Annotated in this window: 13 protein-coding genes; 9 read left to right on the top strand and 4 right to left on the bottom strand. The window is 56.9% G+C overall.

Annotation, left to right across the window (positions count from 1 at the left end; genetic code table 11):
* Window positions 1-4 precede the first annotated feature (4 nt).
* The 3 genes from recF to dnaA form a co-directional block, all read right to left on the bottom strand.
* The gene (gene recF, locus ACMG4M_RS00870; protein ID WP_414430534.1) at window positions 5-1,114 is read right to left on the bottom strand and encodes a DNA replication/repair protein RecF; all 1,110 of its coding nucleotides are present in this window, start codon (window positions 1,112-1,114) and stop codon (window positions 5-7) included.
* A gap of 298 nt (window positions 1,115-1,412) precedes the next feature.
* Window positions 1,413-2,513 (bottom strand): DNA polymerase III subunit beta, encoded by a 1,101-nt coding sequence (dnaN, locus tag ACMG4M_RS00865; RefSeq protein WP_035245693.1) that lies wholly within the window; start codon window positions 2,511-2,513, stop codon window positions 1,413-1,415.
* A 94-nt stretch (window positions 2,514-2,607) separates the two neighbouring features.
* Complete coding sequence (dnaA, locus tag ACMG4M_RS00860; RefSeq protein ID WP_035245691.1) at window positions 2,608-4,017, bottom strand: chromosomal replication initiator protein DnaA; 1,410 nt, start codon at window positions 4,015-4,017, stop codon at window positions 2,608-2,610.
* A gap of 607 nt (window positions 4,018-4,624) precedes the next feature.
* Between dnaA and rpmH the strand changes: the two genes are divergently transcribed.
* From rpmH to ACMG4M_RS00820, 8 genes are all read left to right on the top strand, one after another.
* Complete coding sequence (gene rpmH / locus ACMG4M_RS00855) at window positions 4,625-4,759, top strand: 50S ribosomal protein L34 (protein ID WP_011590025.1); 135 nt, start codon at window positions 4,625-4,627, stop codon at window positions 4,757-4,759.
* Window positions 4,760-4,797: 38 nt separating this feature from the next.
* Window positions 4,798-5,163, top strand: coding sequence for a ribonuclease P protein component (rnpA, locus tag ACMG4M_RS00850; protein ID WP_272963023.1), 366 nt, complete (start codon window positions 4,798-4,800; stop codon window positions 5,161-5,163).
* A gap of 40 nt (window positions 5,164-5,203) precedes the next feature.
* On the top strand, window positions 5,204-6,940 hold the full coding sequence (yidC, locus tag ACMG4M_RS00845; protein WP_035245687.1) for a membrane protein insertase YidC: 1,737 nt from the start codon (window positions 5,204-5,206) through the stop codon (window positions 6,938-6,940).
* Between the two features lie 96 nt (window positions 6,941-7,036).
* On the top strand, window positions 7,037-8,419 hold the full coding sequence (mnmE, locus tag ACMG4M_RS00840; RefSeq protein ID WP_273009972.1) for a tRNA uridine-5-carboxymethylaminomethyl(34) synthesis GTPase MnmE: 1,383 nt from the start codon (window positions 7,037-7,039) through the stop codon (window positions 8,417-8,419).
* Between the two features lie 331 nt (window positions 8,420-8,750).
* Window positions 8,751-10,310 (top strand): hypothetical protein, encoded by a 1,560-nt coding sequence (locus tag ACMG4M_RS00835; RefSeq protein WP_414430533.1) that lies wholly within the window; start codon window positions 8,751-8,753, stop codon window positions 10,308-10,310.
* A gap of 9 nt (window positions 10,311-10,319) precedes the next feature.
* Window positions 10,320-11,636 (top strand): hypothetical protein, encoded by a 1,317-nt coding sequence (locus ACMG4M_RS00830; protein WP_414430532.1) that lies wholly within the window; start codon window positions 10,320-10,322, stop codon window positions 11,634-11,636.
* Window positions 11,637-11,662: 26 nt separating this feature from the next.
* Window positions 11,663-12,313, top strand: a complete 651-nt coding sequence (locus tag ACMG4M_RS00825) for a hypothetical protein (protein WP_156964831.1) — start codon at window positions 11,663-11,665, stop codon at window positions 12,311-12,313.
* Window positions 12,303-14,420 carry a DUF6160 family protein gene (locus ACMG4M_RS00820; RefSeq protein WP_414430531.1) on the top strand — a complete coding sequence of 706 codons (2,118 nt, stop codon included), beginning with the start codon at window positions 12,303-12,305 and terminating at the stop codon, window positions 14,418-14,420. The genes ACMG4M_RS00825 and ACMG4M_RS00820 overlap by 11 nt, the downstream gene beginning before the upstream one ends.
* Here ACMG4M_RS00820 and ACMG4M_RS00815 read toward each other — a convergent pair.
* Complete coding sequence (locus ACMG4M_RS00815) at window positions 14,417-15,271, bottom strand: GIY-YIG nuclease family protein (RefSeq protein ID WP_198030618.1); 855 nt, start codon at window positions 15,269-15,271, stop codon at window positions 14,417-14,419. The genes ACMG4M_RS00820 and ACMG4M_RS00815 overlap by 4 nt on opposite strands.
* Before the next feature lie 106 nt (window positions 15,272-15,377).
* On the opposite strand from ACMG4M_RS00815, the gene ACMG4M_RS00810 reads away from it, so the two are divergent.
* Complete coding sequence (locus ACMG4M_RS00810; RefSeq protein ID WP_272963015.1) at window positions 15,378-16,757, top strand: class II fumarate hydratase; 1,380 nt, start codon at window positions 15,378-15,380, stop codon at window positions 16,755-16,757.
* Window positions 16,758-16,991 lie beyond the last annotated feature (234 nt).

Here is a 16,991-nt window from a genome sequence, read left to right as displayed (position 1 = left end):
TTCCTTATTCACTCCCGGTGAGGGGCCGAAGTTGGCCATGTTCCACGTGGAACATTTTGCTCTCGATCGCCCGTAACGCTTTATTCTGCTGCACCACAGCCTCCCATTGGGGCTGATCCAGTGCGGTAATCAGGGTCTGGTGGCCAGTGGAAGCCAGATACCCCAGCATCTGATTACGGTGTTCTTCATCCAGCTCAGCAGCCAGATCATCCACCAGCAGAGTACAAACTTTTCCTGCCTGGCTGATCAACGGCAACTGAGCCAGCACCAGACCATAGGCAACCAGCTTGGCCTGGCCCCGGGAAAGGCGATCTCGCGCCACCACTCCCCGGGTTTCGATACGAATATCGCTGCGGTGATACCCTGCCTGACTGAACCCACGTCGGATATCGTCAGGACGGAGGCGAGCCAGGGCATCCGCATAGCTCTCGTCTTTTTGTAGTCCCGTCTGTAGATGCACCCGAATTTTCAACTCCGGCGCAAGATGAGACAACACCGCATCCAGCCCTGACTGCAGGGCTTGTAGATAGCTACGACGCAACCCTTCGATTCTATCAGAAGTCTGCGCCAGTTGCTGGTCCCAAAACCCCAGTTCACGGGGGTTCGGACGCCCGGTACGGAGTAGGGCGTTTCTCTGCTTCAGGGCCGCGGAAGCCGTGCGCCATACGGGCATAAATTCATGTTCCACGTGGAACATTCCCCAGTCCATAAACCGCCGGCGCAGGGCTGAAGCCCCAAACACCAGCTCTACCGACGTGGGATGCAAGGCCAGAACAGGGAGAAGACCCGCCACTTCACTGAGGGCCCCGGGGGTTTCCCCGTTGAGCTTGATGGCATCAATCCCACCCGGAGTCCGGCGCACACCCAAACGGTGGATCTTCTCGCCTGCCGACACTTCCGCATAAAGGGTGGCCGCGGGCGCACCGTCGCGGACCAGCCGGGACAACCTGCCGCCACGGAATGACCGCCCGCCGCTACCAATAAAATAGATGGCTTCCAGCAGGCTGGTCTTGCCGCTGCCGTTATCACCAAGAATCACATTGAGGGAAGGGGAGAGGGCAATATCCAACTGGCGGTAATTGCGAAAATCTCCAAGCTGGAGACGGCTCAACATAGAAAGGAATCCACCCACAACAACCAGGGAAGCCGCCGCAGCAGCAAGAAATGACTGCACCGATTGTAGCTCAGGGAGAGGGCAGGGGCGATGATGCTAACACCTGTTTCCACCACAGAGGACACCGAGCTCACTGAGGAAACCCCATTTCCGACCAAAAGGGCGCCGTGTTGCTTCACAAAGGATCCTCACCCCTGAACGCTCTGTGGTAACGATACCTTTACCGCAGCCGGCTGATGCCGGGCAAAAAAATACCCGGCGCGGTGGCCGGGTATTGGGGAGGAGCAAGGGCTGCTGATCAGAGCCGCATGGGCATGACCACATACAGGGCTGCCTTGCTCTCGGGATCCAGCACCAGGGCGCTGCTGTTGCTGTCGCCCATCTCCAGCTCTGCCTGGGTCCCTGCCATGGTGTTGAGCACGTCCAGCAGGTAGCTCACGTTGAAACCAATCTCCAGGGGCTGCCCATTGAAGTCTACGGACACTTCTTCTTCCGCTTCTTCCTGCTCCGGGTTGTTGGCCACGATGCGCAGGCTGCCTTCGGACAACTGAACCCGCACACCCCGGTATTTCTCATTGGACAGAATCGCTACCCGAGCCAGGGCCTGGCGCAGGGTTTCCCGGTCGGCAATGATGGTGCGCGAGCCTTCCTTGGGAATCACCCGGTCGTACTCGGGGAACTTGCCATCAACCAGTTTGGAGGTAAACGTAATCGCGCCCACCACAATACGGACATGGTTGCGACCCACGGTCAGGCGGGCATTTTCGCCAGCATCACCCAGGATACGGGACAGCTCCATCACCCCTTTGCGTGGCAGGATCACAGAGGCTTCTTCTACCGGCACATCCAGCTCCGCATCGCACAGGGCAAGGCGGTGGCCATCGGTGGCCACGGCACGCAGACGGCCCGGCTTGAGCTCGAACAGCATGCCATTGAGATAATAGCGCACGTCCTGCTGGGCCATGGAAAAGGCAGTACGGTCGATCAGGCTGCGCAATACGCCTGGCTGGATATCCAGGCTGGAACCGGCAGCATCTTCTTCCAGATTGGGAAACTCGGACGCGGGCAGGGTGGAGAGAGTGAAACGGCTGCGACCTGAACGAACCAGCATGCGCTCGCCATCCACCTCGAAACGGATGTCGGCTTCCGCCGGCAGACTCTTGGCAATGTCCACCAGCTTGCGTGCCGGTACCGTGGTTTCCCCGGCCTGATGCTCCCCTTCCAGTGGCAGGCGAGCCACCAGCTCCAGTTCCAGATCGGTGCCTGTCATGGAAAGCTGCCCGTCACCCACCTCCAGCAGGACATTGGACAGCACCGGCAGGGTTTGCCGTTTTTCCACCACTGCAGCCACCTGTTGCAGGGGCTTGAGCAGTTGTTCTCTATTGATTGAGAATTTCATCGCGCTTTCCCGTTCTGGTTATTTGGGCCAGAGGCTCCCAGGCCCTTCCTTTACATATGATGCACAGAGCCGGCCACCGGGCCGGGGTTCCCTGTCAGGACGTCAGCGTCCGTAACAGGCTCTGGTAATCTTCCTCGATTTCCGGATTGGATTCCCGCAGCTGCAACACCTTACGACAGGCATGCAACACGGTGGTGTGATCACGGCCACCAAAATTTTCACCGATCTCCGGCAGGCTGTGGCTGGTCAGTTCCTTGGACAACGCCATGGCCACCTGCCGCGGTCTCGCCACCGAACGGGTCCGTCGTGGAGAGAGTAGATCATTGATCTTGATCTTGTAGTACTCGGCCACCACACGCTGAATATTGTCGATGCTGATCTGTCGCGCCTGCAGGGCAATCAGATCCTTTAGCGCTTCCTTGATCAGGCCGATATCTATCTGAGCACCAGTGAAACGCACATGGGCGATCACCCGGCGCAACGCCCCTTCCAGTTCCCGTACATTAGAACGGATTCGTTGCGCGATAAAGAAGGCCGCGTCATTGGGCAGATCCACCTTGGCTTCTTCCGCCTTCTTTTTCAGGATCGCTACCCGGGTTTCCAGCTCCGGTGGCTCCATGGGCTGGGACAACCCCCAGCCGAACCGACTCTTGAGCCGCTCCTCGAGACCATCCACTTCCTTGGGAAACTTGTCACAGGTGAGAATGATCTGCTGGCCATTTTCCAGCAGCGCATTGAAGGTGTGGAAGAACTCTTCCTGAGACTGCTCTTTACCTGCAAAGAATTGAATATCATCGATCAGCAGCGCATCCACTGACCGGTAGAAGCGCTTGAACTCATTGATGGTCTTGTTGCGCAGGGCCGAGATCATATCCGCGACAAAACGCTCACTGTGTAGATAGACCACCTTGGCGTTGGGGTTGCGTCGCAGCAACTCGTTGCCCACCGCATGCATCAAGTGGGTCTTACCCAGGCCCACGCCCCCGTACAACAGCAGGGGGTTGTAGCCGTGGCTGGCCGGGTTCTCAGCCACCTGCTGGGCCGCCGCCGCTGCCATGCGGTTGGACTTGCCCTCCACAAAGGTGGCAAAGGTGAACCCGGTGTTGAGATTACTGCGATGCTTGCGGGCGCCTCCCAGCTCCGTAGGCTGCGGTTTGCTCTCCGCCAGCTCCGGTGTGCGCATATGGCCGGAAGATGGCGTAGCGGGGCTGGCAGGGGCAGGAGAGGACGACTGGGCAGACGGAGCGGGCATCCGGCTGGATCCCACCTCCAGCCGCAACTGGGGCAGCGCGCCACTTTGCAGCTCGCCCAGTACCTCGCCGATGCGATCCATGTACTTGTCACGAACCCAGTCAACCACAAACCGATTGGGTGCAAACAGCGTCAGCTCGGCGCCATCCGCAGATGCAGCCACCTGTAATGGCCGAATCCACATATTGTACTGCTGTGACGGCAACTCATCCTCGAGTCGAGTCAGGCAGCGTTGCCAGAGCTCTTCAGACACGCACACGCCTTATTATCCTGGAACGATACTGCGCCCCTCTCTCTACACGAAGGCAAAAAGAGGAAGAACAAGGGACCCGACCGCGACAGAAATCACAGTCCAGCGGCACTCTTGGGCCCTGAATCGTCTTTTATGAACTGAATGAAAATTCGGTCAAAGAACCGGAATCGAGCCCGTCATTCTACCCCCTCAGAGCGATAACTATCCACAGGGCAGCCGGGATTTTTCCGGCTTTATTTCTGTGGATAACTAGGACCATAACCCTGTGCGGGAATGCAGGTACAACCCGGTGGACAAATGGAGGTACAACTTATACCCACATTTAATGACAGGTCGTCCCCCGTTCGTCCCCAGTACTTACACACAATGGTACGCAAGTTATTAACGGCGCAACCTAATGATATAAATAGGGATTTCACGCTTATCCACAAAAAGTGCTTTCCCCTATAATAACTACTACTACAAAAAACATTTAAATATTTAAGTTCTATTAACAGTTCTCTCCAGCGCGTCTTGAACTTGCCTGAAAAGCTGATTGACAGGGGATTTCGCTTTCCCTAGACTTGCCGGCCTTCCAATTGCTGTCTCATTCCATGGGGAAGACACCATGAAACGCACATTTCAGCCCAGCGTACTCAAGCGCAAACGTGCCCACGGTTTCCGTGCTCGCATGGCGACCAAAAACGGTCGCAAAATCCTGGCCGCTCGTCGTGCCAAGGGTCGTAAGCGGTTGGCTGCCTGAGCCAACCGTTTTACTCTGCCCTCCTGGCTGAGGTAACAGTGCCAATAACCCGGGCTTTTACCCGCCAGCACAGACTTCTCACCGGACCCCAATATCAGACCGTATTCGACCACTCCAAATGGAAGGTGGGGAATGCGGCGTTTTTGCTATTGGCCTGTCCCAACCAGCAGGCTCTGCCCCGATTGGGACTGGTGATTGGTCGCAAGCGTGCCAAACGTGCCGTTGACCGTGGTTGCGTCAAACGCAGAGCCCGGGAACAGTTCCGATTGAGGCAGGATCAACTGGCAGGTCTGGACATTATTTTGCTGGTTCGCGGACGAGTGGATCATCCGGACCCGGCAGAAGTCACAGACCAGCTTGGCAAGCTATTCGACAAGCTGCTTGCTAAGTGCGGGCAAGCTTGAGAAACTGCGGCCCGTTTTTCTCGCCACAGAATAGTCTGTTATGGAAATCCAGCGCGCCCTTGTAATTACCGGCATTGCCATCGTTTCCTACCTGATGATTCAGGCCTGGCAACAGGATTATGCCAACCCGACCCAGCCAGCCCCCGTTGAGGAGGTTGCGCAGAGCGCGCAAGGCAATGGCGACGGACTCGACCTGCCTTCCCCTCAGGCAGATGAGGTGGATAACGGTATTCCCTCTGCACCGTCAGAGCGGGTTGAAGCCCCTTCTTCCGAATCCACGGAAACCACAGCTAGCCAGCAACGCATTCGAGTTAACACCGATGTGTTGAGAGTGGAAATCGATCCCCAAGGCGGTGATATCGTTCGCCTGGCGCTGCCTGAGTTCCCCCATCATGTGGATACCCCGGACCAACCCTTCGTGTTGCTTGAGCAGGATGCCAGCCGCACCTATGTGGCTCAGAGTGGCCTGATTGGCAAGAACGGCACCGATTCCAGCGCCGGCCGTCCACTATGGAGTGCAGCCAAACAGAGCTACCAGCTGGATGAAGGCACCCAGGAACTGAACGTGGACCTGACCTTGCGTCAGGATAATGGCGCCGAGCTGGTCAAGCGTTTCACCTTTGAACGCGGCAGCTACCTGGTGCGCGTTAGCCATATTGTCCGTAACCAGGGCAACAGCGAGTGGTCCGGTGCCTTGTATGGCCAGATCAAGCGTGATGGCAGCGAAGATCCTGGTCTGTCCAACAGTGGCTTTATCCCCATGCCCACCTATCTGGGGGGTGCCTACTGGGACAGTGAAAAGCCTTACAACAAACTCGATTTTGAAGACATGTCAGAAAACCCGCTGGACCTGACGGTCCAGGGCGGCTGGCTGGCCATGGCGCAGCACTATTTTGTGACTGCCTGGGTGCCTGATGCCCAGCAGAAGAACCATTACTCCAGCGTGCACCTGGAAAAACGCGGTCAGTACCTGCTGCGGTTTGTGTCTCCTACCCTCAAGGTGGCACCAGGCGAAGAGAAGGTGCTTTACGCCGAGTTCTATGCCGGGCCCAAGCAGCAGGACAAGCTGGAGGCAATTAGCCCCGGTCTGAATATGACTGTGGATTACGGCTGGTTGTGGTTTATCTCCCAGCCCATCTTCGCCCTGCTGGTATTCCTGCAAAGTGGTGAAGTGTCCGTGTTCGGCATGGATATCGATATTGGTATGGGCGTCGGTAACTGGGGTGTTGCCATTATCCTGCTCACGCTCATTATCAAGGCGATCTTCTTCAAGCTCAGCGCCACCAGTTATCGCTCCATGGCGAAAATGCGCAAGGTGGCGCCGGAAATGCAGCGCATCAAGGAGCAGAACAAGAACGACAAGCAGAAAGCGCAAATGGAAACCATGAAGTTGTTCCAGCGCGAAAAGATCAACCCGCTTGGTGGTTGTCTGCCGATGTTGGTTCAGATGCCGGTGTTTATCGCTCTTTACTATGTGTTGCTGGAATCCGTGGAGCTGCGTCAGGCACCTTTCTTCCTGTGGATCAACGATCTGTCAGTAATGGATCCGTACTTCGTCCTGCCGATCCTGATGGGCGCCTCTATGTTCCTGCAGACTCGCCTCAATCCGACCCCGGCCGACCCCATGCAGGCCCAGGTGATGAAGTGGATGCCGGTGGTGTTCTCCGTGTTCATGTTGTGGTTCCCTGCCGGTCTGGTGCTGTACTGGCTGACCAACAACATTCTCTCCATTGCCCAGCAGTGGGTAATCACCCGCAAGATCGAAAACGAGGGATAACGGGCTCAACCCGCTATTCTTTGCAAGCCGGCCGGGATTTCCCGGCCGGTTTTGTTTTATGCTGATGCTCCTTTTCCGGCCTTTCAGAATCACTTCATGTCGAATACAGCCCAGGACACCATTGTTGCGATTGCCACTGCGCCCGGGCGAGGTGGTGTTGGCGTGGTGCGTCTGTCAGGGCCTGACGCTGAAGGTATCGCGGGCAAGATTGTTCGTGATCGCTCACTGACCCCGAGAATGGCGCATTTCGCCAGATTCCGGGGTGCGGGTGGCGAGGTTATCGATGAGGGGCTGGTGATTGCCTTTCCCGCCCCCCATTCCTTTACCGGCGAAGATGTGGTGGAGCTACAAGGCCACGGCGGTCCGGTGATCCTGGATATGCTGGTGGCGGCCTGCATTGCCGCCGGCGCCCGCCAGGCACGTGCCGGGGAGTTTTCCCAGCGGGCGTTCCTCAATGACAAGATGGATCTGACCCAGGCCGAGGCCATTGCCGATCTGATTGACGCAGGTACCAGCGCCTCGGCCCGTGCCGCTCTACATTCCCTGCAAGGGGTGTTCTCCGACGAAGTGAATCGCCTGGTGGAAGACCTGATCGGCCTGCGTATCTATGTGGAAGCAGCGATCGATTTCCCGGAAGAGGAGATAGACTTTCTTTCCGACGGCAAGGTGGCCGGCGATCTGCGCGAACTGCGAGCGCAGTGCCTGCGGGTACTGGATGAAGCCAACCAGGGCCGCCTGGTCCGCGAGGGCATGACTCTGGTAATCGCCGGTAAACCCAATGCGGGCAAGTCTTCGCTGATGAATGCCCTGGCGGGTTTCGATGCCGCCATCGTCACAGATATCGCTGGCACTACCCGGGATGTGTTGCGCGAATCCATCCAGCTCGATGGTATGCCGCTTAACCTGATCGACACCGCCGGCCTGCGTGACAGCGCTGACGTGGTGGAGCAGGAGGGGATTCGCCGCGCCTACGCAGAAATGAGAAAAGCGGACCGTTTGCTGGTGATGGTGGATTCCCGTGAGGGTGAGGTTAATCCACAAGATATCCACAGCTTGTTGCCGCAGAGTCAGCAACAACTGGAAAACCTGGATCTGCCGGTCACCGTGGTGCTCAACAAGGCAGATTTGTCCGGTATGGCCACTGGCCCCCTTGATAGCGACTGTTTCGTGATCTCTGCGACCACCGGTGATGGACTCCCTGATCTGCGCGATCACCTGAAAGCCGCTGCGGGGTTTAAAGGTGCGGGCCAGGGCGAAGGGCAGAGCCGGTTCTCCGCCCGCCGCCGCCACATCACTGCTCTGGAGCAAGCCCTGGCCGCCCTGGACAAAGGGGAGCAGCAACTGCACGGCCATGCCGCCGGCGAACTGCTGGCCGAAGACCTGCGCGCCGCTCAAAAAGCCCTGGAAGAAATTACCGGTGCCTTTACTGCCGATGATCTGCTGGGGCGTATCTTTTCCTCCTTCTGTATTGGTAAATAAGAAAGAGCCATAGCCGCCGTGGATTCAGGGCGGAGCACTCTCCCGTCCGCAATAGTTACCCACAACCTTCCCGGTTGGCCAAATATCCCCCATTCCTGACCAAACCGCTCATCACAGAAATAAGTGGCGAAGCCCTTTCAAATCAAAAGCCTATCTGCCTGGTAAACATATTGTTTTTTTTGAGCATTGAGTTGCATATTCATTGCGCTAGGTTTGGTTGTGACCGGGCGGTCACAAAAGTGAACGGCTGTACATAAAACAATAACAACGCAATGAGGTGAGCATGCTCACCAGACCCAAATACAGACACTGCATAAGGTTATTCCGTGTTTTGCTGGTTGTCCTCGCGGCTGGCCCCATGGTGGGTAAGGCTGCACTGGAATCCCTGGATGAAGAAAGCCTGTCTCAGGTGACCGGCACGGGCCTGGCTATTGGCTTCGAGGATTTTCGCTGGCTGATCAAGCCCACCAGTTATTTCGAGCAGGTAGGCTCGGATCCGGTAGGCAGCACCACGTTGCAACGGGGGGACCTGCGCTGGTATGGCGTGAACATTTCCGGTGCGGGTAGCGGGGGATTTCACTGGGATGAAAGCGGCGGCAATTTCGGCACGTCCTGTGATGCCTCCAGCCTCGGCTGCCCTCGTGGTGGACTGATCAGTGACTTTGCGCCCCATGATAACCCGTACCTGTTGCGCGCATTTTCGCCCCGCGGGGTCAGCTACGATGGCACCGTCCTCAACAGTGATCCCAATAACCCGGACAGCACCATCTATGAATATCTGGCGCCCAGTGCCCAGCCGGAATACACCTTTTCCTTTTGGGGAGAACTGGAAGTAGGTCGCTCCGGTAATAATGACAACCTGGCCGTCGGTACCGGGGATTTGCTGAAAACCCAGACCATCATTCGCGGTAATGCGGCCAATTCAGCCTTCCGCCTTTTCCAGTTTACCCAACCGGGTAACGAAACCTTTGCCATCCTTTACCACAGTCGCCTGCAGGGCGACTTCCGGTTTTCTGCAGCACAGCATGATGGTCCGGGCGCCAGCGATGTGGTGGGGCAACCGGTGAGGTTTGATGCCCTCGAAGGTCTGCATTTCAAAAATGTGGATGCCTATGTTCCGCTGGGACAGCTTTACTATCAGGCGCTGACCCTGGATACGGTGCCGTCTCAGGACGGTAATTTCATTCTGGAAATTCCGCGTCTACCCGATGTCTCTACCCATACAGCGGTTCATGATCATTTCTACTCGCTGGCCGTACCGGACAGTGCGGATGCCGGCTATATCACTGCCCGGGCAGCGTTATTGAGCAACACCCCTGGCGCAACGCCTTCTCATGCGGTGGATGATTCCTACTTTGTTACCCATGGCTACTCACGTTGGGGGGACTGGTATCCCTGTCGTGGGGTTGGTTGTCCAGCGGTATCGACAACGGTTTCTCCCAATCGCAATACCTACAACGATACCGATGACGGCATCTTCTTTCGCAAGTGTGAAAGCTGCGATGACTTTGATGCGTTCGCTTACATGATCACGGCGGTGGATGTTCGGCCAGGACAGGATCAGTACTCCTGCCCGGGGGGAAGCAACTGTGGTGATTATGCCCCGCGTGGAGGCTCCGGAGGTGTTGCGGATCGCTATTATCGTCAGGCAGTTAATTGTACCGCTAATAGCGGGAGTGATTACCAATGTGGCTATGGAGGCAGCTACAACATCAGTGCCGGGTCTGATTACACCACGGTGAACAAGATGAACCCATCAACGTTGTTGGGGGTTCCCGGTACCAACACCCTTCCCGTTATTCGTACTGGTGTTGCAAACCTTGGAGATGCCAGAGCAGAAGGTTTACAGGTGAATTACATGAAATTTACCAGCTATGGTGCAGGGAATTAGAGAATTTTTATGGAAAATAAAACAAAAAAAATTCCGTCAGTAAAAATATCAGCTGCGCTCATATTGTTCTGGTTTTCATCTTCCTACGCGTTCAATGCTGGAGGTATGAGTCCTCTTGATGAGGATCAGATGAGAGCTGTTACGGGTCAGGGACTGATCGTTTCCGACAAAATATCAGGCAGCGCATTGTCGAATCCTAATGCCTACTCCACACCCTTTGAGTTTTATCGAATTGGCCTGGACGGTGAGCTTCAGTTGAATCTTAATGTTTCAAAGTTGCAACTTGGTTGCGGTGGAATTAACGACCACCTTTCCGGCCATGCAGGTTGTGATATCGATATTGATTACCTGAGCCTGATGGGAAGAAACGGCACGGATATCGGCGATCCAGGAAGCCCATTTACACTGGACAGGCCCTATATTGAATTTGCGGTAAAGAATGACAATTCCACAACTTTGCGGGAGATTGCCGGCATAAAGATTGGCGCGCAATCCGCAGATGGAGCCATCAGTGCAGGGCGGCGGTACTACACGAACAATGCGGTGAATCAGGAAAATACAGCGTTTGCCACTACCTGTAACCCCAGTGCCGTAACAGGTTCTGGCGTTGTGGGGTGCCATTCCGGGATAAACAGTGTCAGCGGATTTCTGGGTTCTGAGTTATCACTGACCATGGATATTGAGGCTCGGTTGCTGAGTATTTTTACAATAAGAGCAACAGGATGTACGGGAAGGACCAGCATAGGACATGATGACTGTGGCAATAATCTTTCTGATGCACTCTTTGTTGATATTGCCGGCACAAGAATGCAGACGCTTGGCCTGCAAGCTGCAGAACTGAAAACCAACAACCTTGAGTTCCTGGGGGGAAGTTGTGGTTTTTTTAACCCCCTTGCCTGTGCCGCTGAAGCAGTAATGGATACGGTTTTCGCCAGCCTCAATACCGATCTTCGTAACGTTCATAAACTGACATTTGAAGATACCTCGGATTTCTTTCTTTCCTTCCAGAGAGAGCCCATTGCATACCCCCGTTACAGCAAATTGACGCCGACGGAAGAGTTGCCTCCTGGCGCTTTTGATATCTGTGCCACCAGTAATGCTACCCCCCGTTGCTCAAGCAGTTATGCGGTTCCGGCGAATACCGGATGGTGGCTCAACGCCCCTTCCGTGAAGCTGCTGGATGTTTACAACCCCAATGCGGATCTTGGTAACCGCGGCATTGATGAAGCCATTGCATTGCTGGGGGCGCCGGGGTTGCTGCTGGAGCACCCCGAGTTTGATCTGGCGCCGAAACAAAACTGCTACGGCAGCACCATGTTCTGCTGAGAGAGGGAAATATGTCTGGATATGGTATGCCATCGAAATACATCCCTTTTATGTTTGTGGCGCTATGGTTGCTGCTAAGCATTATTTATCCGCAGACGGGGAAAACCGATTCCATGGTTCCTCTTAACGACAGTGAGCTTCAGTCAGTCACTGGCGGTGATGCCATTCAGCTAACCCTGCGGCTGCGAAATAATGTTGGTGAGGACAATGCACCGGATACTGCATGTGGCGGCACCCCGGACCCCTGTCGTCTTGGGTTGGAGTTTGTCGCCAGGGAAGGAAACTGGCTGGTATTGAAAGAATTCTACGGCAGCCTGGCCATTGAAGATGTCCGGTTGGAAGGGGCATATCTGAGTAATAGCGGATCCAGCTACCGTGACCTGAGTCGTTTTGAAGATGCTGACGGTAACTGCCTGCTTTCCCCCTGTAACCCTGATGGTCTGCCGGCAATTCAGCTGGATTACCCCTTTGCGAAAGGGCCGGGCGAGTATCAGGATATGCATACCTTTCTGAATATCGGACGCATGGCTGTGGAAGTGGACGATGGCGCTACGCCCGGTTTCATGCTGGATAACAATCCTGGTAGTGCACTGGCGTTTCGAATGAGTGATTCGGCGAGCGCCAACGGCGACATGCAGATGCGTTTTGACGGGAGGGCGTTTCTGTATGGTTTCTGATCACCGACGTCTGTGGATCCTGACTCTATTGCCACTGTCCGCTGCGGTCACTGCCATGACGCCTATTGATGACAGTGGTCTGGCTGATATCCGCGGTCAGGACGGTCTCACCGTCAATCTGGAAAGCAATGGCGCCATTCAAGCCCAACAGCTGAACTGGATAACCGATAGGGGTAACGCACCAGCCGGAACCTGCAGTGGCGGTGTGACTGACCAGCATGCCTGCACACAACTGAATGGCCTCACCCTGCAAGGTGACGGCAATCCTCTGAGTGCACAACTACAGCTGGATGTGGGCAGCGATGGCGGCGTTCCGTTACTGGCATTGCAGTATGACTGGCAGCCTTCCTTGTTCACCCTGGACGGGATGACCCTGCAAACCGGGACCAATCCGGCTTATGCGGGCCACTCTCTGGGCCAGGTTGGGTTGTATTCGCAAGGCAACCTGACGTTGGTGAACCAAGGGCTATTTAGCACGAATGGCCAGCATGCCAATCTGGACTTTTCCATGACTGGTGACTGGATATACCGCCAGGGCGGAGCCGGCAGTGCGGAGATGAGCATTGGTAATCTGATCATACAGAACCGGTTTACCAACGGCCCCGCCGGGGGACATGCACCAGCCACTGGCGTCATCGGTATCGACAGCAATGGCTTGTTGCTGGAAGCGGATCACACTTATACCGCGCTGGAATTCGACCTGATGTACAAGGCAGCGCCGACAAATTTTGATCGAACGGATCGTCAGCCTCTGCTCTACGGCGCCTGGCTCGGTGGGCTGAAGGACGCTCGTGTGCGGGTGTCTGCTGGTGGGCTCGGCTATGGCTATGATGGTACAGCGCCAAATGGCAACTGGGATTATGCCGGAATCAATACCCCCCGCTCAGAAGGACTGACGATACAGACCCAGTGGGATTACGACACGGATTTCCAGCTTCGCCTGGGCCATGCGGACGGTGACCGTACCCGCATGGAACTGGTGAACTGGCGCCGACTGGGAAATGGTTCCGGTCCCATGTTCGCACTGGATGCCATTCTGGATGTGGTGCAGAACAACACCGGCCCGGCTGGATTGTGCTTTGGTGGCGGCTTTAGCGGCGGGCAGCCGGATAGTGGTTTGTGTACCAGTGCGGGGGGCGGGTTTCATCCGACCCGGGTCGCCGCCGGGGAATCGGCGTTTGCCGTCCTGCTGCGCAATGGCCATCTGCATGCCTACAGTGAACAGTTGACCGTTGCCAACCCCACCAGCGGCTGGTCGGACAGTTATGACTGGGGCGTTGTTCTCACTCTGGGCAAGCTCGATGCCGATATCCTGGCTTATCCGCAAGGGCCCGCCGGCAATGTGGGTCTGCGGGCAGACGCTACCGTTATGGTGCAGTCGCCAGGATTCTGGGACGCGGCGAATAGCGCAGATCCGTTGGTGCGCGCGGCGGCGGCGGATAACTGGCAGACCCATTCCCATTTCCTGTTCGCCAACACCGCCAGCGATGTGGCGGTAGGCCTGCTCAATAATGACCTGCTCTGGGAAGCCCGGGACCTGTACCTTACGTTGGGGGACACCGACCCGGCCTTTCCGGATCTGGCGTCAGGGATCATGCTGCGCACCGATACCCTGTCTCACTACCAGGTACGGGGCCTGCTCGGGGCGGGCAGTCTCAGTGACCTGGGGGGAACCACCGCCAATGTGGCACTGTGGGATTTCAATCTGTCCGCGGACCAGTTTCGTTTCGTGCTCTACCCGGCCACTGCCGATGGTCTGGCAACTCTGGGCTTTGAGGGCTATATGAATCTGGATGGCAATGCGTACCTGTCACTGGCAGAAGTATCCAGCCCCCAGTCAGCGTTCCGGCTATCCAATGTCAGCGGTAGTATCGGCTGGCGAAACGGCAACGTGGTGCTGAAATCCGGCGATCAGAACAGTGACGGCTTGCCCAGCCTGACCATCGAAAACGAACTGTTGCTGGGGCAGAGTGCCGACTTTGGTCAGAGCGGCGGTGGCAACCCGCTGGTCGGGCAGGTGGGATTCGGCGATCAGCAGTATGGTCGCATCGCCATGCCCGGTGGCACCTGGCACAGTGAAATCATTGCCAAGGTGCCTCCGCCCTAGGTTTCCGGCGGCAACACAAAATGCTCGACACCCTGATCCAGAAACCGGATCAACATGCGGTAGCTGTCCAGATCAAAGCTGGCATCCGCATCCGGCGTAATCACAGCGGATTCAGGCTGACGCTGCAAGGTAGTGAGATGACACCACTGATCAATCAGATGGTAGTCGGTTTGCCGGGGGCTCTCTTCACGAATCACCAGCATTCCAGAGTAAGGCCAGGCGTGGATATGCTGGTCTTCAAGCGTTTTCCGCAACCGCTGGTTATGGCTATTCCTGGTTTCCTTGCCACAACAGGCACCCTGACAGCGGCCCAGCTGGTGCGCAAAGCAGGCACCGTGGCGTCCCGTTTCCATCCCGCAGATACGCGGGCAAAGAGCTGCGTCGCGCACTTTGCTGTCCAGCATGGTCTTTGCCTGGCGAGGGCTGCGAAACAGGCCGAAGCTGTCCTGTTGCCAGCCATCGTCATCCACCAGCGGTCGGTATAAAACCGGAACCAGAAAACCGCGGGCATCGATTTCCAGTCGCCAGGTGTGCAGCTGCCGATACCGGCGCTGGCGACGGTTGAAAATCGGCTGGCGTTGTTTGATTTCCCGATTCTCCAGCAGCAGCGCGCCCAGTTCGCCGGCGGTGACCTGATGCTCGATGCGGCGAGTGAGGTAGCACAGCCGCCCTTCCTTCTTATCCCGATGCCGGGCAGAAAAATGGCTTTTTACCCGTTGCCGCAAATTGATGCTTTTACCCACATAGAGTAGTTCGTCCTGCTCGCCAAAAAACCGGTAAATGCCGGGGAGGGTGGGCAGGTCAGCAAACAGGCCCGGGTCGACCGGGGAGGCATCTGAATCTGGGTACATGCCGGTAGTGTCCATGGGGAAACGCCATGATGTGGTGAAGGCGAGATGGATGATCTGATATTTTTACCGTGCCATGATGGAGAAAATGCATTGCCAGGAGGCAACCATGAGCGGCCACGACACCGACACCCGTATCGAAACCGATTCCCTGGGCCAGGTGCAGGTACCCAAAGCCGCTCGCTGGGGCGCCCAGACCCAGCGAGCAGTGGATAATTTCCCCATCAGCGGTCGCCCGTTGCCGGAGCGTTTCATTCTTGCGGTGGTTCGCATCAAGCGCTGCGCAGCGGAAGCCAATCTCAAGCTGGAACAATTGCCGGCGGACAAGCAGGCTGCCATCGTCGGCGCCTGTAATGATCTGCTCGACGGCCACCATCTGGATCAGTTCCCGGTGGATATTTTCCAGACCGGTTCCGGTACCAGCACCAACATGAACGTGAACGAGGTGATTGCCCACCTGTGCGCGGATGCCGGCGCCGAGATTCATCCCAATGATGATGTGAATCTAGGGCAGAGCAGCAACGACACTGTTCCCACTGCGATTCATGTGTCGTCCGTACTGGCTGTCACCGAGCAATTGCTCCCCGGTCTGGAACACCTGATCGCGACTCTGGGGCTGCGTGCCCGCGAAGGTCGCGAGTTGGTCAAGACCGGCCGCACCCATCTGATGGATGCCATGCCGGTGACGGTGGAGCAGGAGCTGCAGACCTGGGTGCTGCAGTTACAGGATGCCAGCAGCCGGCTGGCCCGCGCCCGGGATGAGCTGCTGGCCATCCCCCAGGGCGGTACGGCGGTAGGCAGCGGTATCAATGCCCACCCGGATTTTGCGACCACCTTTGCGGAGCAACTGGCGGACGAAACCGGCCTGGGCTTTAAGCCCTTGCCGCATCCCTTTGTGGCCCAGAGCGCTCTGGATGCGCCGCTGAATCTGTCCGCGGCCTTGCGCGGGCTGGCAGTGGTGATGATGAAGATCAGCAACGACCTGCGCTGGATGAACTCAGGCCCCATTCATGGCTTGGGCGAGCTGCAGCTGCCGGCCACCCAGCCTGGTTCCTCGATCATGCCCGGCAAGGTGAACCCGGTGATCTGCGAATCGGTGACCATGGTGGCGGCCCAGGTGATGGGGCTGGATCAGGCCAATGCGGTGGCGGCCCAGAGCGGCAACTTCCAGCTCAATGTGATGCTGCCGCTGGTGGCCAGCAACCTGCTGGACATGACCGCGTGGCTGGCCAACAGCTGCCGTAATCTGGCCGACCGGGCGATCACCGGCATGACCTTCAATGAAGACCGTCTGGCCGAGGGCGTGGGCAAGAACCCGATTCTGGTCACCGCCCTGAATCCGGTGATCGGTTATGAGAAGGCCGCGAAGATCGCCAAGGAAGCCTTTGCCAGCGGCCGACCGGTGATCGACGTGGCCGAGGCACAGTCCGACCTGTCACGGCAGGAGCTGGAAAAACTGCTGGACCCGAAACGCCTGACCCGTCCCTGAATCCGCAGGGTGTACTGAGCCCAAGGCGAACTGCACCATTGGCTCGCCTCCAGCGCAGTACACCCTGCGTCTCCCTCATTGCTTTGTGCTTTTATCCCTAGACACAGCGTCTACACCGAGTAGTATTTTGTTACCTCAGGCGTAGCTGAACGGATGACCCGTGCGGGGGACTGTGTCAGTCTGGAACGCCTTACATACTCACAGGTATGGACGCCTCGCCCCGCCCATATCGCC

Origin of the sequence: Alcanivorax sp. IL3 (genome assembly GCF_047495465.1) — a bacterium.
GTDB lineage: Bacteria > Pseudomonadota > Gammaproteobacteria > Pseudomonadales > Alcanivoracaceae > Alcanivorax > Alcanivorax jadensis.
This window is presented reverse-complemented; position numbering and strand designations above follow the sequence as displayed.